Origin of the sequence: Halomonas sp. TP35 (assembly GCF_052375975.1) — a bacterium.
Taxonomy (GTDB): Bacteria; Pseudomonadota; Gammaproteobacteria; order Pseudomonadales; family Halomonadaceae; genus Vreelandella; species Vreelandella citrativorans.
Window position 1 is genome coordinate 17802 of sequence record NZ_JBQSUZ010000006.1, and the last position, 24756, is coordinate 42557.

25 protein-coding genes are annotated in these 24756 nt (G+C 53.0%); 18 read left to right on the forward strand and 7 right to left on the reverse strand.

Annotated elements, in window-relative coordinates; translation table 11 throughout:
* Positions 1-40: 40 nt before the first annotated feature.
* From ACT3RU_RS09025 to fliF, 6 genes are read right to left on the reverse strand one after another with little or no spacing between them, the layout of a single operon-like run.
* Positions 41-1399: a flagellar hook-length control protein FliK gene (locus tag ACT3RU_RS09025; protein WP_192527265.1), complete on the reverse strand. Its 1359-nt coding sequence runs from the start codon at positions 1397-1399 to the stop codon at positions 41-43.
* 19 nt (positions 1400-1418) lie between these two features.
* Positions 1419-1871, reverse strand: a complete 453-nt coding sequence (gene fliJ, locus ACT3RU_RS09030) for a flagellar export protein FliJ (protein ID WP_192527266.1) — start codon at positions 1869-1871, stop codon at positions 1419-1421.
* Complete coding sequence (fliI, locus tag ACT3RU_RS09035) at positions 1868-3262, reverse strand: flagellar protein export ATPase FliI (protein WP_192527267.1); 1395 nt, start codon at positions 3260-3262, stop codon at positions 1868-1870. Before fliI ends, fliJ begins: the two co-directional genes overlap by 4 nt.
* A gap of 11 nt (positions 3263-3273) precedes the next feature.
* Positions 3274-4032 (reverse strand): flagellar assembly protein FliH, encoded by a 759-nt coding sequence (fliH, locus tag ACT3RU_RS09040; RefSeq protein ID WP_192527268.1) that lies wholly within the window; start codon positions 4030-4032, stop codon positions 3274-3276.
* Positions 4025-5032, reverse strand: coding sequence for a flagellar motor switch protein FliG (gene fliG, locus ACT3RU_RS09045; protein ID WP_192527269.1), 1008 nt, complete (start codon positions 5030-5032; stop codon positions 4025-4027). The genes fliH and fliG overlap by 8 nt, the downstream gene beginning before the upstream one ends.
* The gene (fliF, locus tag ACT3RU_RS09050) at positions 5025-6791 is read right to left on the reverse strand and encodes a flagellar basal-body MS-ring/collar protein FliF (protein WP_192527270.1); all 1767 of its coding nucleotides are present in this window, start codon (positions 6789-6791) and stop codon (positions 5025-5027) included. Before fliF ends, fliG begins: the two co-directional genes overlap by 8 nt.
* Before the next feature lie 255 nt (positions 6792-7046).
* Here fliF and fliE point away from each other — a divergent pair, with 255 nt between their 5' ends.
* Positions 7047-7376, forward strand: coding sequence for a flagellar hook-basal body complex protein FliE (fliE, locus tag ACT3RU_RS09055; protein ID WP_192527271.1), 330 nt, complete (start codon positions 7047-7049; stop codon positions 7374-7376).
* Positions 7377-7464: 88 nt separating this feature from the next.
* Here fliE and ACT3RU_RS09060 read toward each other — a convergent pair whose 3' ends face one another.
* Positions 7465-7833, reverse strand: coding sequence for a flagellar protein FlaG (locus ACT3RU_RS09060; protein ID WP_192527272.1), 369 nt, complete (start codon positions 7831-7833; stop codon positions 7465-7467).
* A gap of 329 nt (positions 7834-8162) precedes the next feature.
* Between ACT3RU_RS09060 and fliS the strand changes: the two genes are divergently transcribed.
* The 17 genes from fliS to cheZ all read left to right on the forward strand — a co-directional run bounded on the left by fliS (position 8163) and on the right by cheZ (position 24718).
* Positions 8163-8579, forward strand: a complete 417-nt coding sequence (gene fliS / locus ACT3RU_RS09065; protein ID WP_087109068.1) for a flagellar export chaperone FliS — start codon at positions 8163-8165, stop codon at positions 8577-8579.
* Between the two features lie 7 nt (positions 8580-8586).
* Positions 8587-8991, forward strand: a complete 405-nt coding sequence (gene fliT, locus ACT3RU_RS09070; protein ID WP_192527273.1) for a flagellar protein FliT — start codon at positions 8587-8589, stop codon at positions 8989-8991.
* Complete coding sequence (locus tag ACT3RU_RS09075; RefSeq protein ID WP_192527274.1) at positions 8988-10253, forward strand: flagellar hook-length control protein FliK; 1266 nt, start codon at positions 8988-8990, stop codon at positions 10251-10253. Before fliT ends, ACT3RU_RS09075 begins: the two co-directional genes overlap by 4 nt.
* Entirely contained in the window at positions 10237-10521 is a 285-nt protein-coding gene (locus tag ACT3RU_RS09080; protein WP_192527275.1) for an EscU/YscU/HrcU family type III secretion system export apparatus switch protein, read from the forward strand. The genes ACT3RU_RS09075 and ACT3RU_RS09080 overlap by 17 nt, the downstream gene beginning before the upstream one ends.
* 112 nt (positions 10522-10633) lie before the next feature.
* On the forward strand, positions 10634-10963 hold the full coding sequence (gene flhD, locus ACT3RU_RS09085; RefSeq protein WP_192527276.1) for a flagellar transcriptional regulator FlhD: 330 nt from the start codon (positions 10634-10636) through the stop codon (positions 10961-10963).
* A complete protein-coding gene (flhC, locus tag ACT3RU_RS09090; RefSeq protein WP_192527277.1) occupies positions 10960-11508 on the forward strand; it encodes a flagellar transcriptional regulator FlhC in 549 nt (182 codons plus the stop codon). Before flhD ends, flhC begins: the two co-directional genes overlap by 4 nt.
* Positions 11509-11721: 213 nt before the next feature.
* The gene (gene motA / locus ACT3RU_RS09095; RefSeq protein WP_192527278.1) at positions 11722-12591 is read left to right on the forward strand and encodes a flagellar motor stator protein MotA; all 870 of its coding nucleotides are present in this window, start codon (positions 11722-11724) and stop codon (positions 12589-12591) included.
* Positions 12588-13511 (forward strand): flagellar motor protein MotB, encoded by a 924-nt coding sequence (gene motB / locus ACT3RU_RS09100; protein WP_192527279.1) that lies wholly within the window; start codon positions 12588-12590, stop codon positions 13509-13511. The genes motA and motB overlap by 4 nt, the downstream gene beginning before the upstream one ends.
* Before the next feature lie 43 nt (positions 13512-13554).
* Positions 13555-15624: a chemotaxis protein CheA gene (gene cheA / locus ACT3RU_RS09105; RefSeq protein WP_192527280.1), complete on the forward strand. Its 2070-nt coding sequence runs from the start codon at positions 13555-13557 to the stop codon at positions 15622-15624.
* On the forward strand, positions 15621-16121 hold the full coding sequence (gene cheW / locus ACT3RU_RS09110; RefSeq protein ID WP_192527281.1) for a chemotaxis protein CheW: 501 nt from the start codon (positions 15621-15623) through the stop codon (positions 16119-16121). The genes cheA and cheW overlap by 4 nt, the downstream gene beginning before the upstream one ends.
* 131 nt (positions 16122-16252) lie before the next feature.
* On the forward strand, positions 16253-17542 hold the full coding sequence (locus ACT3RU_RS09115) for a methyl-accepting chemotaxis protein (protein ID WP_176372208.1): 1290 nt from the start codon (positions 16253-16255) through the stop codon (positions 17540-17542).
* A gap of 53 nt (positions 17543-17595) precedes the next feature.
* The gene (locus ACT3RU_RS09120; protein ID WP_192527282.1) at positions 17596-19764 is read left to right on the forward strand and encodes a methyl-accepting chemotaxis protein; all 2169 of its coding nucleotides are present in this window, start codon (positions 17596-17598) and stop codon (positions 19762-19764) included.
* Positions 19761-20627 carry a CheR family methyltransferase gene (locus ACT3RU_RS09125; protein ID WP_192527283.1) on the forward strand — a complete coding sequence of 289 codons (867 nt, stop codon included), beginning with the start codon at positions 19761-19763 and terminating at the stop codon, positions 20625-20627. The genes ACT3RU_RS09120 and ACT3RU_RS09125 overlap by 4 nt, the downstream gene beginning before the upstream one ends.
* A gap of 93 nt (positions 20628-20720) precedes the next feature.
* Positions 20721-21782, forward strand: a complete 1062-nt coding sequence (locus ACT3RU_RS09130) for a protein-glutamate methylesterase/protein-glutamine glutaminase (RefSeq protein ID WP_087109046.1) — start codon at positions 20721-20723, stop codon at positions 21780-21782.
* A gap of 41 nt (positions 21783-21823) precedes the next feature.
* The gene (locus ACT3RU_RS09135) at positions 21824-23539 is read left to right on the forward strand and encodes a methyl-accepting chemotaxis protein (RefSeq protein ID WP_192527284.1); all 1716 of its coding nucleotides are present in this window, start codon (positions 21824-21826) and stop codon (positions 23537-23539) included.
* Between the two features lie 51 nt (positions 23540-23590).
* Positions 23591-23980, forward strand: a complete 390-nt coding sequence (gene cheY / locus ACT3RU_RS09140) for a chemotaxis response regulator CheY (RefSeq protein WP_192527285.1) — start codon at positions 23591-23593, stop codon at positions 23978-23980.
* A 42-nt stretch (positions 23981-24022) separates the two neighbouring features.
* Complete coding sequence (gene cheZ / locus ACT3RU_RS09145; RefSeq protein ID WP_192527286.1) at positions 24023-24718, forward strand: protein phosphatase CheZ; 696 nt, start codon at positions 24023-24025, stop codon at positions 24716-24718.
* Positions 24719-24756 lie beyond the last annotated feature (38 nt).

A 24756-nucleotide genomic window follows, 5' to 3' on the forward strand; every position in this document is an offset into this window, starting at 1 on the left:
GCACCCGGGGCGCGTGAGTCGCTACTCGTACAATGAATATTTAAGCGTAAAGATCAACCCGACCATCAAGCGGGCGTGAAACATTCTCCGCAACGGGCGTTAGCGTGTCTTGATCACTGTCCGTTGCGCTACTGCCCATCTGCGCACCGGCGTTATTGCCTTTTTCAGCAAAGGCCTGTTCATTGGGATTATGCTGTTCGCCAACGGAGGTTTCACCTAGCGAAATGCCCTGCTCTGCGAGTGCTTCACGGAGCTGAGGAATCGCTTGTTCAACCACCTGGCGAACCTGCATGTGTGACGATAAGAAGTGCGCTTGTGTCCCTTGCTCACTGACTTTCAAGGTAATTGACAGTGGCCCAAGCTCAGCAGGATGTAGTTGCATTTTAATCTGCTGCTCGCCTCCGCGCTGAGCGAACTGAACCAACTGCTGGCCAAGCTGTGAAGGCCAAGCCGGACTGCTGACTGGTGTTCCCAGCGAAGCGTATGAAGATGGCATCAACAAGGACGCTGCGGCAGGGGCATTGCCGGCGGAGGCTGAGTTCGGGAATCCTGCAGCGGCTGGTTGGCCACCACGTAAAAACGGCTCAAGTTCGTCTGGCGTTGCCAGCGGCGCTGAAGACGTCAATGGGCCAATTTTTGTAAAAACATCCTGGCTGCTGACAACAGTTGGTTGGCCGTTAGCGGCGTCCAACATTGTCGGAAGAGCGTTTGTTGTAGAAAGAGTGCTTGATGCATCATGACGATAGGCGCCACTGTTCAACGGTTGGCCCAGCAGAGGGGGCGATAAAGCGGCTTGGCCAAGAGGCCCTTTATGAGCGGCCGATGTCCCGGCACTACTTTGCATCGTAGAGGCAAGCATTACGCTTAACGCGCTAACAAGCTGACCAGCTTCTTCTTCGCTAAGATGCGAGAGTAATTCAATGGCGTTGTCTGAGTGCTCTAACGCCATACCAGGTTGGGGGCGTATGCCGAGTGCACTGAGCAATTCAGCGGTCTGTTCTTGGCTCAGGTCAAGCCGTTGGAGCAGTGTCTCAAACTCAGACGCTACCCCTTGAAGCGCTTCAGCCGGCTCGGTTGGTTCTGCGAAGGAAGCAAGCAGGCTCATGCGGGCTGCAATTTCATCAAGAAACGTTAATGGCTCGCTGTTGGACGGGTCAACCGCCTGATGTGGCGCTAACGAATCGCCCGATAACCTGGCCTGTAATGAGGCAAGCTGTTCTTGAGACTGGCTGGCTGCTTCGTTAGCACTTAATGGCGCATTAGTTGATGGCAAATTAGCTGCTTGTGATAACGCCTGGCGAAAAAGGTTCGGCGTATCTACAGACGCAGAGAGAGGCGACCTGGCCATTGAGGCGGAACCCTGATTCTGTGCTCCTGATAGCAATAGCTGTATGTTCATTTATCGTTCCTCAGTGCCACTAATGCGGTTTTTCATTGTGCTGGCGAGCCAAGCGGCTGGTCACCAAGTCATCATTGGTTTTTTGCTCATGGCGTTCAAGACGACGGTGCTCTTCTGATAGCCGACGGGTGGTCAGTGTATCGTAGGAAGAGAGCTTGCGCTGCTCTTGTTGCCAGTGCTGCTGACTCTGCTGAACGCGCTGCTGTTGAGCGATCAATGCTTGGCGAGCACGACTTAACGCAGCGTCAAGTGAGGCCAGAAACTGCTGATAGTTGTACATGGTAGCGGGGTCAATACCTTCGCGCATGGCCTTTTGCAAACGCTCGGCATACTCCGTGCGATACTGACTAAGTGATTGCAACTGAGCGGCCGTCTGCTGCTCGGTTTGTCGCTCATGTGCAAGCAGTTGGCCTGCCTGGTCGCGAGCATCCTTGGCTAAACCCGTTAACATTTCTAGCTGTGAATGGCTCATGTTCGACCTCCCACTACGGTATGCAGTGCCTGGCGTGAATCCTCAAGCGTTGCACACTCGCTAATGTTTTGTTGAAGAAAGCGTTCAAGCGCGGGAAAAAGATTCACCGCTTCGTCAAGCCTTGCGTCGTGGCCTGGGCTATAAGCACCGACGCTAATCAAATCACGATTACGCTGATAGCGAGAAAACATTTGCTTAAAAGCGCGGGCTTCCTGTAGTTGTTCCGGTGTGGCAATTGCCGTCATCGCACGGCTAATGGAGGCTTCAATATCAATAGCCGGGTAGTGGCCCGCTTCGGCAAGGCTGCGAGATAGCACAATATGGCCATCTAGAATTGCCCGAGCAGAGTCGGCAATCGGGTCCTGCTGATCATCACCTTCGGTAAGCACGGTATAAAATGCGGTAATGGATCCGCCTCCGCGCTCAGCATTGCCTGCCCGTTCAACAAGGCTTGGTAGCTTGGCGAATACGGAAGGTGGATACCCTTTGGTCGCCGGTGGTTCACCAATGGCGAGGGCAATTTCACGCTGGGCCATGGCATAACGAGTTAACGAATCCATAATCAGCAACACATTGCGCCCAGCATCGCGAAACCCTTCGGCCAGCCGTGTCGCATAAGCGGCCCCTTGGAGGCGCTGCAGCGGCGAGGTGTCGGCTGGCGCAGCGACGACTACAGAACGACGTCGGCCCTCCGGCCCTAGAATGTGATCAATAAAGTCTTGTACTTCTCGACCACGTTCACCAATTAAGCCCACCACGATAACATCGGCTTGGGTGTAGCGAGCCATCATGCCCAGTAGCACCGATTTACCGACACCGGAGCCTGCAAACAGGCCCATTCGCTGGCCTCTGCCGACACTTAAAAGCGCGTTGATGGCACGAATGCCAACATCAATCTGATCTTCAATCGGCGCACGGGATAGCGGATTCAGTGGCGCCGAGCTAAGCGTTGCATGGGTTACGTCCTCAACGCTTTCACGATCATCCAAAGGATTGCCGTTTCCGTCTAAAACGCGGCCCAATAATTCATCTCCGATGGGGAAGCGGCGCGCGCTGTGCCCGCTTCCATCGCCAAGTGGGGAGACTCTGGCGCCAGGCATCAGCCCGGAAATTTCTTCCAGCGGCATAAGGAAGAGTTTGTCGCCCGCAAAGCCGACCACTTCGGCTTCTGCATGTTTATCGCTATCCGTAAGGCGCCCATCAGGGCCAGGAAGCTCTATACGGCAGGCACTGCCCACGGCTACGCGCAGCCCAACGACTTCAATCACCATGCCGGTCGCGCGTGTTACGCGACCGCTACTGCGCTGGCGCGGTAAGTGGCTTATCCGCTGCGTGGTGCGGCGTATTGCTTTATGCCAGCGGTGTTGATGAGGACATGTTGAGTCAGACATGCGAGGTCCGCCTATGAAGACGTAGTATTGGGTGAATGACGCTTACGGGCCTGGGACTGGATCGCCTGCCAGCGGCTTTCAAAAGTGGCATCTAATTCACCCTGAGCGCTGGTGACTCGACAACCACCTCGCGCCAACTGGTCGTCAGGCTGTAATTTCCAGTTGGCGGCGCTAAGCTCATTACCTAGATGAGTTTCTACCAGGGTATGGTCTTCAGGATTTAGCCACAGACGCTGCTGCCCAACCAGCGGTGGCTCCGTATGTAGAAGCTCACGCACAATATTCAGAATTTGTTCGGGTGTTTCTTGCAGGGCTTCGCCAGCCAACTGCTTGCCTGTCGCCAATGACAGCGCCACAAGATCATGGGCGATAGTTTCATCAATACGCTCTAGGGCATCTGTAAACTGTTTAGCTAGCGCATGCAAAGGCGTAACCGCTTGATGAATCTGTTCTTGAAGCTCTTCTTTTGCCTGGGTGCGGCCCTCTTCCAGACCTTTTGCTAACCCTTCTTCATGACCCTGTTGTAACCCGGCCTGGTAGCCCGCCTTTTCAGCCTCCTGGCGAAGACGTTCATAACGTTCCTCACGCTCCTGCTGTTCGCGCTGATGTGCCTGTTCGGCCGCTTTTTGTGCAGCCAGCACTTTGCGCTGGTGTGCAGACGGCGCCGCAGGCGCGTGGTTGCTTTCTTGATGTAGCGGGGCAAGCTCCTCCATTTGCCAGCGTTGCCAGCTGCGATGGCGGTCAAACTCAGGAGACGACGAATTAGACATATTCGTCATCTCCTCCGGCCAGTACGATCTCACCTGAATCTGCTAAGCGGCGCACCACTTGTAGAATGGCTTTTTGCTCCGTTTCAACTTGTGAGACACGAATTGGCCCGCGTGCTTCCATGTCTTCGCGAACGAGCTCTGAGGCGCGCTGGGACATGTTGCGCAAGAACTTGTCGACCAATGCATCCTGTGCACCTTTGAGCGCCACCACCAGCGAATTGGTTTCGACTTCCTGAAGCACCATTTGAATAGCGCGGTTGTCCAGGTCGAGTAGATTTTCGAACAAGAACATTTCGTCGATAATCTTTTGGGCAAGGTCTTCGTTGTGCGCGCGAACGGTTTCGATTGCTGTCTCTTCCTGGGAAGAGTTCATCAGGTTGAGGATTTCGGCCGCGGTTCTCACGCCGCCCATCTTGCTGCGCTTAAGGTTCTGACCATCCAGCATGCTGGTGAGCACTTCGGTGAGTTCCTGCAGTGCGGCGGGCTGAACACCGCTAAACGTGGCGATACGCAAGACGACATCGTTACGCAGTTTTTCTTCAAAGTGCTCAAGGATATCTGCCGCTTGATGGCGGTCAAGATGAACCAGAATCGTCGCGATAATCTGCGGATGCTCATCCCGGATCAGCTCTGCAACCATGGAGGCTTCCATCAGGTTGAGCGCATCAATACCCGAGTTGCCGCCGGTTGTTTCCATGATATCTTCAATCAGGCTGGTAGCGCGTTCGCTACCCAATGCCTTGGTGAGCACAGAACGGATATGCTCGCTGGAATTAAGATTGAGCGCGACAAACTCTTCGGTCTCTTTATGGAACGCTTCAAGTACGGCCTTCATATCCTCATGGGATACTTGATTCAGGCGCGCCATTTCCATACTGATATCTTGTACTTCGCTGGCACTTAGGTACTTGAACACCTCTGCCGCGCTGTCTTCATCAAGAGCGAGCAGAAGAATGGCGCTTTTGCGAGCGCCGCTCATGTCGGCTAGTTCGCTACTCATTGGCATTCATCCAGCTGCGAATAATCATGGCGATCATGCGTGGGTCATCCTGTGCCATGTCACGCAGGTCATTAAGATTGTGTTCGTATAGCGACGTTTTGCGGTTTCGCTTGGGCTTGTTGCTGTAGGTGTTACCTTCCTCATCAAGCGCTTCATCCTCAGCCTCGTCTTCCACTCCGCCACCCACGCTGGTCGCAAGCGTTTGGCCTGGCAGGGCTGGTGCTACAGCGGGTGTCTGCGTATAACGCTTGATCAAGGGGCGTAAAATAAGTAGATAAAGCAACAAGGCAGCAAGCGCGACAAGCAGGTAGCGCCCCAGAGTGCTGGCAATCGCGAGTGTGCCTGGATCTTTCCACCAATCGGTTTCAGCCGCATCCTCGCGGGTATCGGCAAAGGGTGAATTCACCACTTCAATTTGATCCCCTCGCACTTCAGAGAAGCCCATTGCCTGGCGTACCAAACGCTCGATTTGGGCAACTTCAATGTCCGTTAATGCGATGCGCTCAAGCTCACCTTCGGCATTAACGGTGTCGCGGTAATTAACTACGACGGCCGCAGAAAGCCGCTGAATTTGCCCCAGTCGATGCTGTACATGTTCAATGCTACGGTCGACTTCATAATTGACCACATCTTCCTGACGCAGACTACGCAATGCTTCAGGCGGCACGTCATCGGCTTCTTCCCCGTCGCCTTCCTCACCTTCTTGTTGATTAATGGGAGAGGGGGCCGTGCCGGGCGGCGTATTGCTTAGTGCCCCAGGAATGCCGCTTGCCAACGGGTCGTCACCGTCAAAGGAGAGGCTCAACTGGCGACTACGTACGGCCGCTTCATTGGGCGGCTGGTTCGGGCCATAGCGCTCAGAGGTTTGCTCTCGGCTTGAAAAGTCGATTTGTGCGGCGACCTGCGCGCGCACATTGGCTTGGCCCAGGATAGGCGTAAGAATATGCTCGATGCGCTGCTGATAAGAGCGCTCTACTTCCGCGATATACTCAAGCTGGGAGCCGTCAAGATCATTACCTTTCGAGGTATTGGCAGACAGAAGGCGACCATTTTGATCAACAACCGTGACATCCTCTGCGGCAAGCTCGGGAACACTGCTGGATACCATATGGATAATGGCGCTTACCTGCCCCTCGCCGAGCACTCGGCCGGGTAGCAGCGTCAATATGACGGAGGCTTTGGCTGGTTCGCGGTCACGAATAAACACGGATGGCTTGGCCAGCGAAAGGTGAACGCGAGCCCGCTCAACAGGCCCTAGTGACTCAATTGAGCGGGCAAGCTCACCCTCCAGGCCACGCTGGTAATTAACCTGTTCAGCAAACTGGCTAATACCAAACGCTTGGGTATCCATTAACTCAAGGCCGAGGTTGCCGCCACGAGGCAGCCCTTGCTCGGCAAGCTGCAACCTTAGTGTATATATCTGATCACTTGGTACCAGTAGTGCCTGGCCGCCTTGGCTAAACTGATAGGGCACGGAGCGGCTATCAAGCTCTGCAATAATTTGGCCACCATCCGCCTCGGTAAGATTGCTGTATAAAACGCGGTACTCGGGGCTGCTTGCCCACATGAATAGTACGGCGACGAGAGCAATAGAGGCTGCTCCTGCAATCAGCAGCACTACCAGCGGGTTACCACGTAACTGTTTTAACAGGCGCTCAACCATAGGACTGCTTTTTACATCGCTGTCTGTTGGACCATTACGGGGAGTGCTTTGTGTCGTGCTATTTTGACGGCCTGCCGTTGCACCGGTTTCACTCATGCATCCCTCCAAAGGGGTAAGCAAAACAGATGCCGGCCCAGGCGCATCACCAAAGAAGGCATAGGCTATATCCGTCAATCGCGGTTATCCGCCTGGAAGAAAAGGCGGAATTGTGATGGGCGCCATTATCCCGAGGTGTGTCGAGCATAAATGAACGAAAAGCTTGGCTTTTAGTGCGCAATTGTACGTATGAGCGCAGTGCCAGCAGTGTTAGGCTTTGCCCATTACTTTATTTAAAGCTGATGAGGCTTATGTATGAGTACGCCGGCAATACAAGCAGCGCTTCAACAAATGCAAGGGCTCGCGACGCAAGCGGCAGCGCAACCGTTAAAAGGTGAGCATGTCTCGACGGCAGTAGGGCAGGGCGGTTTTGGTAGCGAGCTACAGGCTTCTATTCAGCGTATTAATCGTCTTCAAAAAGCGGCTGATGCAAAAGCCATGGCGTTTCAGGCAGGAGAGCCGAGCGTTGAGCTAAACGACGTTATGGTGGATATGCAAAAAGCGAGCGTTGCCTTCCAGATGGGGCTTCAGGTGCGTAACCGTTTGGTGACTGCGTATCGCGACGTAATGAATATGCAAGTGTAGTGGCTTGAAGCTTCCTTCAAACAAGGTGCCAGAAATAAGTAAGTGTTGCGTTAGCTGGCGCTTGTTTGAAGAAAGCTTTGCCGAGTCTTTATACCTCTAGTGAAATAAGGCGTCCTTGCATTTCTTCCAGACGCTCAGCAATGGCCAGTACTTCTTCTGAAGGGATTTGGCGAATGACGTCCCCAGACTCCCGGTCAATAACGCGTGTAACAATACGTGATGACTCATCGCTAACATCGAACTCTATTCCATGCGCTTGCATCGCCGCGTTAATACGCTGGATGGGTTCAATCAGCTCGCCTTTTGTTACGGCGGTAGTTCCTGAGTCAGTTTGAGAGCCACTACTGTCTGCCGTTGGCAGCTGAGCAAGCGTGCTGTCCAAGCGTTGTTGCGGCGTTAGGCGGGGTGATGGTGTGGCTGATAGTGTTGTTATGGTATCCGTTAGCGGTGATGTCATGACAGCCGTTCCTCGTAAAGATAAGGGCTAAGTAGTAGCGATTCAGTAGTAACAATCCATGGATAAGTCTGTTTGGATAAAGCATCAACCCTGCCTCTATAGCTGAGCCTCCTTACTATCATCGGCTGATACGCCATAAACTTTATAATGGGTTGGTCAGGTATTCTTTTTTGTTGCAAAGAAAGTTGGCTGCGCCATTAAAGTCTGGCGCCATTGCGCCGATATCATTTTATAGATGAGCATGGTGTGCTCGTATTAAATGAGAAAAGGTGGGCGGCGGTTACCGTGTTGTCTGACCAGTAACCGCTATAAATTAGGAGTTCAAACTAGTGACATACTCTCGCGGCAGTGCTGCCTACGGAAGAGGTGCTAACGCTTATGCGCGCGTTGGTGTCGAAAGTGGCGTGATGTCAGCTGATCCGCATAGGCTTATTGTCTTGTTGTTTGAGGGGGCGCAAACATCTATTCGTGCTGCGCGTATTCACATGCAAAGTGGCAACACGAGTGAGAAAGGCAAAGCAATATCCAAAGCGTTGGATATTATCAATAACGGCCTTGGTGCCGCCCTTGATCAAGAAAAAGGTGGCGATATTGCTGAGCGATTGGCGTCACTTTATGACTACATCGCTCGCTTATTACTCACCGCCAATTTGCGAAATGACGAGGAAAGCTTAAATCAAGCAGAACAACTGCTTGAAAATATTGCCTCTGCATGGCGTGAAATTGGACAACAGCAAAGCGTATGAGGCCCTCATGGCAGCTTCCATAAATGCCCACGATCACGCACCGCACGTACTGTTAGATGCGTATGAGGGGCTGCTGGTTCATGTTACTCAAATGCATGAGCTGGCCAGCGCCGAGCAGTGGGCAGAACTGATTGAGCAGCGCACCCATTATGTCTTGCTGGTCGAGGAAGTGCGCAAGCTCGATAGCTTGGTGGTGCTGGATGATCCCGCCAGGCAGCGTAAGGCTGAATTGCTTGAGCGCATTTTAGAATATGATGTGGAAATTCGGCGCCGCTTGATGGCAAGACGAGATGAGTTAGGCAAGCTAATTGGCGTTTCTCAGCGTCAGCGAGATCTTCATCGTGCCTACGCACCCCAGCAGGGCGCTTCTTTTAGTGCATTGGGTTCTGACGATGGAGAAGCGACCAAGTGAGTGGTATCACACCGCTGATTGATACGCTTATGCATCAAGTGCTGGGTCGGCAGGGTGAAGTGTCGTTAAAGCATGCGTTGAGCGAACCTGTTAAGCCGATTCCTCCTGGTGAGGGGCCGCGCGCTCTGCAGGGCGATTCACGCCTTGATGGGCGTATTGAACCGGCATTGCTGAATGATTTAAAGCGCGCCCCGGGTTCACTTAACGGTGACAGGCTGCTGGCGCGAGGTGATACGCAGGGTACGCCGCTGGGGTCAACACAGACCCATTTTAGTCCAGCGGCGCGCAGTATTGCGGATGTGTTACTGCGCTTCCCTGCGCCACCTGCCGTCATTCGGCCACCCGTGCCCTTATTGGCTGTGCAAGAGGCGCCAGCGGCGACGGTGGTGGCGGAACGTTTGGAGTCCAGCATACGCGATAGCGGGCTGTTTTATGAGTCCCATTTAAAGCGTTGGTTTCAAGGCGATATGGCACGCCAGCAACTGCTACGAGAGCCGCAAATGCAGCCCGGTCCTCGCCCACTCGCGCTGCCCTCTGGCGTTGCGCTACCGCCTGGTGCATCACTGCAGCCAGGTGCACCGCTGCAGCTCCATGCGCCGTTATCGCCTAATGTGCCGTTTTTATTAAAGGCGTCTTTTTCCGAGTCGCCTTTAACCAAAGCAATAGTGCCCGGCAGCGCTTTGCAGTATGTATCCAACGATCAGACTGCCGCCACGCGTGCAGCCCCAATGCCGAATGCGGCTGCTTTTACGCCAAGTGCGCCGCCAGGTGTGGAGGATAATGGCAGGTTGACGCGCGATGCCATGGCCTATGAGCGCGGCATGGAAGCTATCGGCAGTCGTGGGCACCGTGAAGTCGTCCATGAAAGTTTGCAAAGTATCGTACGTCAGCAGTTAGACATGCTGGTCATGCCTGTGGTTCGTTGGGAGGGTGACGTTTGGGCAGGCATTTTTATGGCGCTCGTGATCCATCTGCCTGCCCAAGAAAAAAATGGAGACGGTGAGGGTGATAATAAGGAGGAGGATGGGTGGCGCTCAGAGATGCAGTTGGATGTGCCTAATTTAGGAGCATTTAGCGTCTCATTGTGGTTTTATCGAGCGGTGTTAAGTATTGATTTAACAACGGCCGATAAAGCCACGCATCAGTACCTTGAGCAAGGTATCCCTGCTTTAGAGCAGCGTTTGAATGCGCTGGATTTGGACAAAGTGCAGGTGCGTGCGCGGTATATGCCGCTGGAGAGTAGTGATGCCCATGCCGAATGAGCGTCATCGCCAGGCGGTTGCGCTTGCTTACCAGGAAAACGAACGCGCACCACGTGTTGTCGCAAAGGGATACGGCGAGCTTGCCGAGCGCATTATGGCGGAAGCCCACCGGCAAGGCATTTATGTGCATGATGCACCTGAGATCGTAGCACTTTTAATGCAGCTGGATTTAGACGCAGAGATACCTCCGCGCCTCTATCAAGTAGTAGCAGAGCTGCTGGTGTGGGTATTTGAGCTGTCAGACGAGGGCCTAAAACGCCATGATTGAGCCAAGTAGCCAATATATAGATAGTGTGCAACCATGGCGAAGGGGCAGAAAAGTCATCAAGGCGTCCGCATAACGGTTACAAGATAGCGCCTGTGTCATTTGATGGAACACTATGAGTCACACCAACTATCTCGATGAAATTGAAGAAATTAATTTAGCCTATTTGCTTCTCGCGCAGCGCCTGTTAAGTGAAGACCGCGAAACAGCGCTATTTCGTTTAAAAATAGATAATGAAGTTGCTGAACTGCTGTCTTCGCTGAGTGCTCGCCAATTGACGAAATTGGCGCGTACTAACCAGCTGATATGTCGATTCAGTCAGTCGAGTGCTCAGCGGCTACGTCAGATCACTGAGAATCCGCGTGATCAGGGGCTCGCTGGTCTACACGCTTCGCTACTGTTAGCTGGCGATACATTTGAGTCATTATCAGGAGATAAGGGGTGACCCAGAAAAGCCTGGTGGATGAAATGCACCAAGTGCAGCTGGCAATTGATCTGATTGAGCTAGGCGCACGCTTGCAGGTGCTGGAAACGGAAACCGAATTAAGCCGTACGCGACTGATCAAGCTTTATAAAGAAGTCTGTGGAATGTCGCCGCCCAAGGGCATGCTGCCGTTTTCGACCGATTGGTTTATTACCTGGCTGCCCAATGTTCATTCATCGCTTTTTTACAATATCTACGCCAGCCTGCTGCGAGACACCTGCTGCGAGAGGATCGAAGCGTTTGTAAAAGCCTATCGACTTTACAACGAGCAGATGATGTTGGAGGGCGCCGAGCCTGTATTGGGTTTGACGCGTGCTTGGACATTAGTGCGCTTTTTTGAAAGCGACCTGCTTGAGTTTAGCCGTTGTACCCGCTGTGGTGGGCAGTTTGTGGCTCATGCTCATAGCCCGTCCCACGACTATATCTGTGGTATTTGTCAGCCGCCATCGCGGGCAGGTAAAACCCGTAAGTTGCAGCAGGCCAAGGAAGATAGCCAAGGAAGATAGCCACGGCATCCGTGAAGGGCAAAAGAATTATCAAATGTGCCTTTAACGTATAGATAGCGGTAAAAGGCGGCGGTTCTTTTCAATTAAAGGCCGTAACTGTCCTGGTAGTATACGGCAAGGCTTTACGAGGAATAATCCTACCCACTAACTCAGAATAGAGAGGGAAGGTTTTGTTCCCTGGATATATCAACTGATATCGCAAGGACACCGTTTGTGCTGATTCCCATAGGTTATTTGGTCGTACTGCTGTCTGTGTTTGGCGGCTATGTCTTGGCAGGAGGCAGCCTTGGGCCGCTTTATCAGCCCACAGAGCTGTTGATGATAGGTGGAGCAGGGATTGGCGCGTTTATTGCGTCGAACAACGGTAAGGCCATTAAGGCCACGTTTAAAATATTGCCCAAGCTCAAGCGCACCAAGAAATATAATAAAGCGCTCTATATGGAGTTGATGGCGCTCCAGTACAAATTGTTGTCAAAAATTCGTCGTGAAGGGATGTTGGGTATTGAACGCGATATCGACAATCCTACGGAGAGTCCGCTTTTCCAAGAGCATCCCACCGTTCTTGCTGACCCGCATATTATGGACTTTCTCACGGACTACTTGCGCTTGATGGTAAGTGGCGGTATGGAGCCGATGGAAATCGACGAGTTAATGCTTCATGAAATAGAGGCGTTTGAGCAAGAAGCACACATCCCGGTGGATGCGATTGCCAAAGTAGGCGATGCCATGCCTGCGTTTGGCATCGTCGCCGCCGTTATGGGCGTTATTAAGGCATTAACCTTTGCAGATGCCAGTCCTGCGCAAATGGGGGAAATGATTGCACTTGCACTGGTGGGTACATTTTTAGGCATCCTCCTGGGGTACGGCTTCATTAGCCCTGTCTCCAGCTACGCTGCACGCCAGGCAAAAGAGGCTGAAAAAATGCTTCAGTGTATCCGCGTAACATTGCTTGCGAGCCTGCATGGTTATGCGCCTCAGTTAGCCGTCGAGTTTGGGCGTAAGGCGCTGCATTCTAGCGAACGACCGAGTTTCACGGAACTGGAAGACTACGTACGCGATTCAAAGAAGGCCGGTAATGCATGAGTAAAGGGAGCGATAAGCGCCCAATTGTTATTCGGCGCAAAAAAGTGGTGCACGCGCATCATGGAGGCGCCTGGAAAATTGCGTTTGCGGACTTTATGACCGCCCTGATGGCGCTTTTTTTAGTGATGTGGATCCTCAGTGCGTCCAGTGAAGAAACGCGCCGAGGCGTGGCTGATTATTTTAGTACTCCTCTCATAACGGCGGTGACGGGAAGTGACCAAGCGGGCAGCACTAGAGTCATTCCTGGCGGCGGACCAGACCCTGCCCATAGCGATGGTGAGCGAGCCCGGATGGATATGCTGCAGCATAGTCGGCCCAGCCCGCAGGAGCGACGCTTCTTCACCGATCTTCAGGAACGCATCGAACGCGCAATTGAGGCAGACCCCGAGCTGCGTCAGCTACGTAGGCAAATGCGCTTTGATTTAACCCGTGAAGGGCTTCGTATCCAACTGCTGGATACCGAGCAGCGGCCAATGTTTGAGCTGGGCAGTGATCAGGTAGCACCGTATATGCGCAATTTGCTGCGTACGATTGCGCCGTTACTTAACGAACTGCCTAACGATCTTAGTATTAGTGGACATACCGATAATGTGCCTTATGCCGGAGGATATCGGGGCTATAGCAACTGGGAACTCTCTAATGATCGTGCCAATGCCTCACGCCGCGAGCTGGTAACCGGAGGGCTTGATCCTGATCAACTGCTGCGCGTATCAGGCTTTGCTAACCGTGTCGTGTTACCCGATACGGATCCTCGGGATCCGGTTAATCGCCGTATTGAACTTGTCGTCCTGCTACCCGAAATCGCAGAGGCGATTCGTAACCCGGGAACGATGAGTTCCGATGCCACGCTGCCTGCTTCTGCGGATGACCTGGTCGAAGACTTAACGCAAGAGCCCCTGCCGACAAATGCGTCGGATTAGCGTTGGCTTGTGACAAAAATATGACGTTGGAGTGGAGTGGTGCATGGATATAGCGGATTTTTTTGACACCTTTTTTGAAGAGGCTGAAGAGTTGCTTGCTGATATGGAGCAGCACTTGCTGGAGCTTAATGTCGATAATCCCGACATTGAGCAGCTAAACGCTATTTTCCGCGCGGCGCACTCGATCAAAGGTGGAGCAGGTACCTTCGGCTTTAGCGTGCTACAAAAGACAACGCATATACTCGAAAATCTGCTGGATCATGCACGTAAAGGGGAGCTTGTACTGCGTGCCGATCTCGTGGATACCTTTTTAGAGGCTAAAGACATCATGCATGAGCAACTCGATGCCTATCGCAACGAGGAAGCGCCCAATCAAGAGGCGTACGAAAGAATTTGCCAGATATTACAGCAGATAGCCTTGGAAGAAATTGGTCAAACATTGGATGCGCCGGTGGAGGCAGCGGCACCGGTCGTCCAGGCTGAAGAACCAGCGAAAGCCTCAGCCGGTCAAAACCAACTGATTGTCGCCCTGCTTAATGTGGTTGAAAAAGAGCGTACGTTGCTGGTTGAAGAGCTTGAGCAGCTTGGCGATGTTCAGTCGCAGTCTGGCGATGAGAAATGTTACGAAGTCATACTGAGTGGCGATGTCAGCGCTGACGATATTGAAGCCGTCATGTGTTTCATCATTGAACCAGAGCAGATTGAGATTCGTGTAGCGAGTGGTGCCCCGGCAGTTGCTCAAGAGGAGGCTAAAAGCACGCCGCCGCCTGCTCCTGTAGCCCCAACATCGACGCCGCCTACACCAGAAGCTGAGCGCCCACCTGCAGAGGCCAAAAAAGCACCCGCTAGCAGCGCTAAGTCGAAAAAAGCGACCGCCGAGTCCTCTTCTATTCGCGTTTCGGTAGATAAAGTCGACCAGATTATCAATCTGGTGGGCGAACTCATTATTACCCAATCGATGCTTGATCAAACGGTTAGCGATTTGGACGATCAGTCGGTGGGCAACAGCTCGCTTCAAAATGGCATGAGCCTTTTGCAGCGTAATGCCCGAGACTTGCAAGAAGCGGTCATGTCGATCCGCATGATTCCCATGGAATTCGTGTTTAGCCGTTTTCCGCGTGTTGTACGCGATACCGCGGGCAAGCTGGGTAAAGAGATAGAGCTTGTGACCGAGGGTAAGTCCACGGAGCTTGATAAGAGCCTGGTTGAGCGGATTACCGATCCCTTAACTCACTTGGTGCGTAATAGCCTTGATCACGGCATTGAAATGCCGGATAAGCGCGAAGCGCTTGGCAAGCCCCGTATTGGCAAGCTTGTACTTTCTGCTCGCCATCAGGGCGGTAATATCCTGATTGAGGTGCGCGATGATGGCGCCGGAATGGATCGTGAGCGACTGCTAGCCAAGGCACGTGAAAATGGGCTTAGCGTCTCTGACACCATGAGCGACGAAGACGTTTACCAGCTTATTTTTGCGCCAGGCTTTTCAACCGCTGAGGCCGTGACCGACGTCTCCGGACGTGGTGTGGGCATGGATGTGGTTAAACGTAATATTCAGGGAATGGGCGGTCGTGTTGAGATCCAGTCCAAAAAAGGCGAAGGCACCAACACGCGGATCGTGCTGCCGTTAACGCTTGCGATACTGGATGGCATGTCGATCAAGGTCGGTGGAGAGACGTTTATTCTGCCGCTTTCTACTGTGCTTGAATCGTTACAGCCAACCCAAGGCGAGATGTACGCGATGGCCGGAGACGACGTTGTCTTAAAGGTACGCGACGAATATCTGCCTGTGATTGCGATTCATGAAGTTCTGGATGTGGAAAACGCCATTACGGATCCTACCCAGAGTATCGCGGTCATCGTGCAGGGCGAAGGACGTCGTTATGCCATGCTGGTTGATGAACTGGTTGGGCAGCAGCAGGTAGTGGTGAAAAACCTTGAAGACAATTACCGCAAGGTGCCGGGGATTTCGGCGGCAACCATCCTGGGGGATGGCAGCGTAGCGCTAATTTTGGATATCACAGGACTGCATCGCTTGAGCAGGGTCAAGAAAGAAGCGAGCAAAGTGATTAATAATCAACCTATCTCTTTTTATAAGGAGGCTGAGCCGTCATGAGTCAGGTAAATAATGAGGCGGTTCTCGCCGCTGATGAAGCGGAAAACCGTGAGTTTTTAGTATTTTCATTAGGCGAAGAAGAGTACGCCATTGATATTTTGAAGGTGCAGGAGATTCGCGGTTACGAAAATGTAACGCGTATTGCCAATGCGCCTGACTTTATTAAAGGAGTTACCAATCTGCGCGGCGTGATTGTGCCGATTGTGGATCTGCGTATCAAATTCCATCTTGAAAACGTGGAGTACGGTGGCCAGACCGTGGTGATTGTGGTTAACGTCGCCGATCGCGTCGTGGGTATAGTGGTCGATGGCGTTTCTGACGTCATGACGTTAACCCCTGAGCAAATTAAACCGGCGCCTGAATTTGGTGTCACCCTGTCTTCTGATTTCCTGAGCGGTCTTGGTAGCCTGGATGACCGCATGCTGGTACTGGTCGATATCGATAAGCTGCTTACCAGCGAAGAGATGGCATTGGTGGACAGCACCAGCAATCGTTAAGGCTACTGCCGCTATTTTGCAACTAAAAAGGCCACACGGAACGTGTCTACCCGAGTTGAACGGCCCCTCTAGCGCCAAGGAATGCGCCTGCGAGTGACGTTGTGTTTGGAGAAAACATTGTGACACAGCTAATGCGGCAGATGTTGGGAAACATGACCGTGCGGCTCAGCTGGGGGCTGGTACTTGCTTCCTTTTCGTTACTGGTGATTGTGGCCTGTGGCATCGGTTTTTATGCTCTTCAGCATGGGGCAGCCATCATGCAGGCCGCCAGTGATGGCAGCGTTCAACAGGCTGAATTCTCGGACTTTACCGGCCGCATTCGCTGGGCGCTTATCGCCATTGTGGTGATCACAGTGACGACCGTCGTGGTGGTGATTTGGGGCGTGACGGTCAATGTACTTAAGCCACTGGATCGTTTGGTTGGCTATTTCGAACGCATGGCTCAGGGCGATTTAAGCCAGCAGATCTCGGCACCGGGCAATAATGAAATAGGTCGGCTATACGTTGCGATGGCGCATATGCAGGCTTCTTTATCAGAAACAGTGAGCGTTGTGCGTGGCAGTGGGTCGTCCATTTATGCGCGCTCTCAACAGATTGCCAGCGGTAATAACGACCTCTCCTCGCGTACTGAACAGCAGGCCTCTTCGCTTGAAGAGACCGCCTCCAGTATGGAACAGCTTGCCTCAACGGTGGGCCACAATGCCGATAACGCACGTCAGGCTAGCCAGCTTGCGCAAAATGCTACGTTAACAGCGAGGCGAAGCGGTGAAGAAGTGAGCGGCATTGTTGAAACCATGCAGGATATCAATGCCAGCTCTCATCAAGTGGCCGATATCATCACGTTGATTGATAATATTGCGTTTCAAACCAATATCCTGGCGCTTAACGCATCGGTAGAGGCTGCCCGTGCGGGTGAGCATGGCAAGGGGTTTGCTGTGGTCGCTCAGGAAGTGCGTAGCCTGGCCAGTCGCAGCGCTAACGCGGCGAAGGAGATTCGTACGCTCATTGATACCTCGTTGGGTAAAGTAGAGACCGGCACGCAGCGGGTCAATCAGGCAGGTGAGACCATGCAAGCGCTGGTTGATGCAGTGCAGCGGGTCAACGATATCATGGATGAAATTGCTGCAGCCTCCGAAGAGCAGAGCAACGGTATTGCTCAGGTTAATCAAGCGGTTGCACAAATGGACCAAGTGGTTCAGCAAAATGCCCAGCTTGTTCAGCATGCCGCTCATAACGCCAATGAGCTTGAAGATGAAGCGGCGCGGTTAAGAAATACCGTTGAGCGTTTTCAGGTTGCTCATAACCCAACGCCTGTATCCGCCTCATCCACGGCGGGGCCTGTCGAGTCCGTCACTTCCAAGCCTCTTTCTATCGGCACTGCTTCAAGAAAGGTGGAAACAGAAGCCTGGGAAGCATTTTAATAGCAAACGCTATAAACAACGATAGTTTAAGAACTGAACAATAAGGCCCCTAAATGCGCAATAACCAACCCATTTCGCAGCGTGAAGTCGAGCTAAAAGAAGACGATTTTCTGGTCACACGGACGGATTTAAAAGGTCGTATTACGTACACGAACCCGACATTTATTGAGATAAGTGGCTACACGCATGACGAGTTGATAGGTGCTCCGCATAATCTGGTTCGCCATCCGGATATGCCGCCTGCCGCGTTTGATAATTTGTGGAAAACCGTACAGAACGGGGATACCTGGCGTGGGTTGGTTAAAAATCGCTGTAAAAATGGTGATCACTACTGGGTGGACGCCAGCGTAACGCCAATCATTGAAAATGAGCAGGTGGTGGGTTACGCCTCGGTGCGCGTTCAAGCCTCACGTGAGGCCATAAAGCATGCTGAACAGGCTTATGCTGAGATACGGGAAGGACGTAACAAGCATTTCTACCTGGATAAAGGGCGTCTGCGACAGCGTGGTGTCGGCCAGTGGCTGAAAAGGATTCAGTTGAATACCATCCGCGCCAAACTGGTTGGCATGATTGTGGTCGCTGCGGCGTTGCTGTTGATTAGCGGGGGCTTGGGTCTTTACGGTCTTAACGCGTCAAGTGAGCGGCTTGAGAGGCTTAATAGCGATGGTTTGCGCGACGTCGTCAGGCTGCAACAAATTGACCAAATGATCGCCAATACGCGCCAGGGAATGATTGAACCAGAGCGTATGGAGTTGATTAATCAGCGTTTTGAAATAGGTGAAACCATTGAGCAGCGTGCTGAAGAAGTAGCCACCGTATGGCAAGGCTATTACACCCGTGCGATCAATAATACGCCGCTCGCCAGTGCGTTTAGCGATCAACTTCAGGCCTTTCTAGAGGAGGGAATGGGTCAGGCGGCTCGCGTGCTGCAAGCCGAAGAGACCTATCAGGCGTTTACCGGGCTGGATGCCGTCATCAGCGTCATGTCTGATGAGGGGCGGGCGCTTTCTGAAAGTGTGAGTCAGCTCATTGGGCAAAAACAGCAAGCGGCTGAACAAATGGCGGCTGATGCCCAGCAAGCGCAGAACACTATTATCGCAACGCAAGCGGTGGTGTTGGGAGTTGGGTTGGCGCTGCTGATAGTGATTGGTTGGTTAACCTTCCGCGCAATTATACGTCCCCTAAAGGGCGCATCACGTTTTACGCTGCAAATCGCGGGCGGTAACCTGGCGGCTTCCGCGCCCAAGCGTCAGCACGATGAAGTGGGCCAGCTACTTGATGGGCTTAATGCCATGCGTAAAAGCTTAAGCAGCATTATTGGCGACGTAAAAGGCGGGATAGATATCGTAACGCCTGCCGCACAAGATATTGCAACAGGTAATGAAGCACTCTCTTCACGTACCGAGCAACAGGCTGCTTCGCTACAGCAAACGGCCTCCAGCATGGAGGAGATGACGGCTACCGTACGCCAGAATAGCGACAACGCTCAAGAAGCCCGCCGACTCGCCGATAATAACTCTACTCGGGTTTCTCAAACGGGCGAGCTAATGACGCAGTTGGTAGACAATATGCAACGCATTACCCAAAGCTCTCAAAAGATGGCCGATATCATCAACACCATCGACTCGATAGCTTTCCAAACCAATATCCTGGCGCTGAATGCCTCGGTGGAAGCGGCGCGCGCCGGCGAACATGGGCGTGGCTTTGCCGTGGTTGCCGAAGAAGTGCGTAATTTAGCCGGACGAAGCGCCGGCGCTGCCCAGGAAATTCGAGGGTTGATTGACGGCTCTAACAAGGAAGTCAATGCGGGCGCTGGGCTGGTTGAAAAAGCAGAAACCGCGATCAACGAGGTCGCTGATGCGGCGCGCAGTATCACCAATATCATGCACGAAATTTCGGCAGCGTCTGAAGAGCAAAGCAGCGGTATTGCGGAGGTAAACCAGGCGGTCGCCGAAATGGATCAAGCAACGCAGCAAAATGCTGTTCGAGTCCAGGAAACCGCCCGTGCGGCTGCCGCGCTAGAGCAACAGGCAAGCCTGCTGGCGTTATCGGTTGAGGCAGTGCGGCTTAACCAGAAGAGCCAGGAGCGCCCTCTTTCCTTGGCGAACACGTTACCCGCTAAACAAGCAACAACGCTTGCTAGCCCCGCAGTGCGCAACAAAGTGGCCGCGCCTGCTGTGCAGCGACAAGCGACACCTGTAGAGGAATGGGAAGAATTTTGAGCGAGCAACGCGAACCAGGTGTCGACGCCAGTCAGTGGGCGTCTAGTCATCAGATTGAGCGAGATCTGGTGCTCACTGATACGGATTTCTCACGAATACGAGAACTTATTTACCAGCGTGCGGGCATTGTGTTGGCCGAGCATAAACGTGAGATGGTTTATAGTCGGTTGGCCAAGCGTCTACGACACCATGGTTTGACACGTTTTACCGATTACTTATTGCGCCTGGAGCGTCAGCCTGATGCAAAAGAGTGGGAGGCATTTACCAATGCGCTGACCACTAATCTGACCGCTTTTTTTCGTGAGGCGCACCATTTTCCCCTGTTGGCAGAGCATCTTCGCCATAAACAGAGCCCAGTCACTATTTGGTGTTCGGCCGCTTCAACGGGCGAAGAGCCCTATTCACTGGCCATGACGCTTTTGGAAACCCTGGGGCCCAAAGCGGCGCAGGCGAAAATCGTTGCCACCGATATAGATACCGATGCCCTAAGCCGCGCGCGCGCCGGTATTTATCCACAAGAGCAGGTGCGCAAGTTAGATGAAGCCCGTGTGAAACGCTTTTTTCAGAAGGGTACCGGGCAGCAACAGGGGCTCGCTCGTGTGCGCCCGGAAGTTTCCGAGCTGGTTGAGTTTATGCCACTTAATCTGCTGTCGACACAGTGGCCGGTTAAAGGCCCGTTTGATGCCATTTTTTGTCGAAATATCATGATCTATTTCGATAAAGAGACGCAGGCAAAGATTCTTAAGCGGTTTGCGCCCCTTATGAAGCCGGATGGCCTGCTGTTTGCCGGCCACTCTGAAAACTTTTCGTATATTAGTGATGCGTTCAAGCTGCGGGGCCAGACGGTATACACGCGGGCTTAATGGAACCATTTTCGTATTTTTTATACGCCTAATGCGTGGTTATCCGTGCAAACAAGGCAGCATACCCGGCATTAACTGCAAAGGAGGCGTGCATTGAGCGCTGCCAAGATCAAAGTATTGTGTGTCGATGACTCGGCGCTGATTCGTGATTTGTTAACCGAAATTATCAACTCTCAGCCGGACATGGAAGTGGTTGCCGTGGCGCCTGATCCACTGGTTGCCAGGGATTTAATTAAGCAACACAACCCTGATGTGCTCACGCTTGACGTTGAAATGCCGCGCATGGATGGGCTCGATTTTCTGGAACGCCTGATGCGCCTGCGGCCCATGCCGGTCTTGATGGTGTCATCGCTCACGCAAAGCGGTTCGGAAATCACGCTGCGTGCACTTGAGCTTGGCGCGCTGGACTTTGTGGCCAAACCAAGCCTGGGTATTCGGCATGGCATGATGGAGTACGCCAATGAAATCGCCGAAAAGCTGCGTGCGGCCGCACGTTCACGGCCGCGTCAGGCGCGCCATAAAAATGCTCCACCGCCTGCACAGTTAAAAGCGCCGTTAGTCTCAAGCGAAAAGCTGATTATCATCGGCGCATCCACGGGCGGCACGGAAGCCATCCGTGCGGTATTAGAGCCGTTGCCTGCCAACTCCCCTGCCATTTTGATCACCCAGCATATGCCGGGAGGGTTTACGCGCTCGTTTGCCGAGCGCCTGGATCGGTTGTGTCGAATAACCGTCAAAGAGGCGACCGATGGTGAACGTGTGCTGCCGGGCCACGCCTACATTGCCCCAGGCGACCAACACTTAAAGCTCGTACGCAGCGGAGCAAACTATGTGGCACGTCTGGACAGCGGGCCACCGGTCAACCGGCATCGGCCATCCGTCGATGTGCTGTTTCACTCCGCCGCTGAACAGGCTGGGCGTAACGCCATCGGGGTGATTCTGACCGGCATGGGCAAAGATGGGGCTGCGGGGCTTTTGGAAATGCGTCAGGCAGGCGCGCCTACTGTTGCCCAAAACGAGGCGACGTGTGTGGTCTTTGGCATGCCGCGTGAAGCGATAGCCATGGGTGGCGCTGTAGAAGTTGCTGCACTCGATGATATTCCCGCCCGGTTGATGGCAATGGTAGCTGCCTCCGGTCGCTCTCAGCGGGTATAAAACTTTTTACTATAAAAATGCTTGGCGAAGGGGATGATCGAATGACACGTTTACTGCGTAACCTGAGTATCCATGCGGCCGTTGTGGCGGCATTAATGTGTTTTGCCATGCTGATTATCATGCTGGCGAGCATCAGTTTTCTATCAGAGGAACGATCACAGGAAAACCTGGCGACTTACGGTCTTATTAGTAGCGATCAGTTGAATGAGATTAATCGGGCCGATTCGCTACTCAACCAGGCCATGCTGGCCATGGAGGTTGCCTCAAATTACTTAATGGTCGGCCATATGGGCCGAACCAACGAGCAGTTGGCGATTGCCGCCGACCGTATTGAGCTTTCCGAGATGCGTTTTGAGAACTTTGTGGCGACCCCGCGTACGCCGCAGGGGGAAGTGTTAGGAAGCGAGTTAATCGAAAACTTTCGTGCCGTTATGACATTGGTAAAACAGCAGCACGAAAGCTTTGCACAGATGGACATGAATACCTATAACGACCTTCGCGATGCGTTAAGTGAACCGCTAATTAGCCTTGCAGCTAGCACGACGGCGTTTGTTGAGTATGGCTTTCAGCGGGTTGATGGTATTGGCCAAGAGGCGCACGCCCAAGGCAGCTTGTTTAAACTGGTTAGCGCCCTTGCATTGGGTATAGCGTTGCTGGTTACGCTTGCCATTTATATTGGCTTACGCCGCACCGTGACGACGCCCTTAAACGATGCGGTTAAACGGTTAAATAAAATTGCTGAAGCGGATCTTACCCAACCGCTACCTGAAGCGGGCAATAACGAGATTGGTCGCCTGTTTTCGGCGATGGCCACCATGCAGCAAAACCTGACGGGGATTGTTGCTCGGGTCCGAGAGGGCAGTTCTGAAATCCACTATGGCACGCGGGAAATCGCTAGCGGCAATGCCGACCTTTCCTCACGTACGGAGCAGCAAGCGGCGGCCATTGAGGAAACCGCAGCCAGCATGGAAGAGATGACGGCCACCGTGAAGCAGAACGCAGATAATTCTCGTCAGGCCAGCACGCTGGCGGCAGATGCCTCGACAACCGCTGAGCACGGTGGCCAAGTGGTCAGCCAAGTGGTTCAAACGATGCATGGTATATCGACAAGTTCGCAAAAAGTGGCCGATATCACCAGTGTTATTGACTCCATTGCGTTTCAAACCAATATCCTCGCACTGAATGCCTCGGTGGAGGCTGCACGCGCCGGTGAACAGGGTCGTGGCTTTGCGGTGGTGGCGGGTGAAGTGCGCAATCTTGCTAGTCGTAGTGCCGATGCTGCCAAGGAAATCAGAACGCTGATTGATGCCTCGGTGAGCCAGATTAAGCAAGGCTCAACGCTTGTGGAGCAAGCGGGTTCTACCATGTCTGACGTTGTCACTGCTGTGCGCCGTGTTACTGACATCATGGATGAGATATCGGCTGCTTCACAGGAGCAAAGCGATGGCATTGAGCAGGTGAGCCATGCGGTTGGGCAGATGGATCAGGTCACCCAGCAAAACGCTGCCCTTGTCCAGGAAGCTTCCTCGGCTGCCGCCTCATTGGAAGAGCAGGCCAACCAGTTAGAGCAGGCGGTTGCCGTATTTAAGTTGCTAGGATCTCAGACGCCTCAGCGCACTTCATTGCCTCCGCGTACTTCATTGCCTAAGCAAACGAATTCTACGCCGCCTCGTGCTGCGGAAAAAAGTTTACCGGCGGCCACTGCGCCACGATCAACGCCAAACCACAGCGACCACGCAGAGTGGGAAGCTTTTTAACCCTGACTATATAACTCGTCATCAAGACGTGAATTGATAAGAGGATGAACAATGGCCGACAAGAACATGAGCTTTTTGGTAGTCGACGACTTTCCTACCATGCGCCGGATTGTACGTAGCCTGCTTAAAGAGCTGGGTTTTACCAATGTCGATGAAGCAGAAGATGGCCAGGACGCGCTTAATAAGCTGCGTGCAGGTAATTTTGAATTTGTTGTCTCTGACTGGAATATGCCTAACCTGGACGGTTTGGAAATGCTCAAGGAAATTCGTCAGGATGACGGCTTGAAGCATTTGCCGGTATTGATGGTAACGGCAGAAGCCAAGAAAGAAAATATTATCGCGGCCGCTCAAGCGGGTGCTAACGGCTACGTCGTTAAGCCATTTACCGCGGCTACCCTTGAAGAGAAGCTTAATAAAATCTTCGAAAAAATGGGTAAATAAAGCGGCTGGGCCGAAGGGCCTGGTGAGCGAGGAGATAATACCATGAGTCAGAATGAGCAGATCGACTCTAGCCCGCTATCCGAGGAAGGCGCTGAAGAGCTAATTCATCGCATCGGCAAGCTTACTCGGATGCTACGCGATAATATGCGCGAGCTGGGATTGGATAAAGAGATCGAAAAAGCGGCTGAAGCCATTCCTGATGCGCGAGATCGGCTGCACTATGTTGCCACGATGACCGAGCAGGCAGCCGACCGCGCACTGAATGCTATTGATCGTGCTCAGCCACTTCAGGATGAACTCTCTGAGCGTGCCGAAGGGCTTGATAAGCAGTGGGCTGAGTGGTTTGAAGCGCCCAAAGATCTGGAAGATGCCAAGGCGCTCGTTAAGGATACGCGCAGCTACTTAAGCGATGTACCTACGATGACGGCGGCGACCAGTAAAGAGCTTCTTGAAATCATGATGGCTCAGGACTTCCAGGATCTGACCGGTCAGGTGATCAAGAAAATGATGGACGTGATCCGCGAGATCGAACATCAGCTTGTTCAGGTGCTGATCGACAACGTACCGGGTGCTCAGGTACGCGAATCGATGCAGCGCAAGGCCGAAGATCAGTGGAAAAACGACAGTGCGCGACGTAAAGAGGATTTGTTGAACGGTCCGCAAATCAAGGAGAATGCGCCCGATATCGTCACGGGTCAGGATCAGGTGGACGACTTATTGGACGAATTGGGCTTTTAATGCCGCGTTATTAGAGCATTGTAAAAAGCCGCATCTGG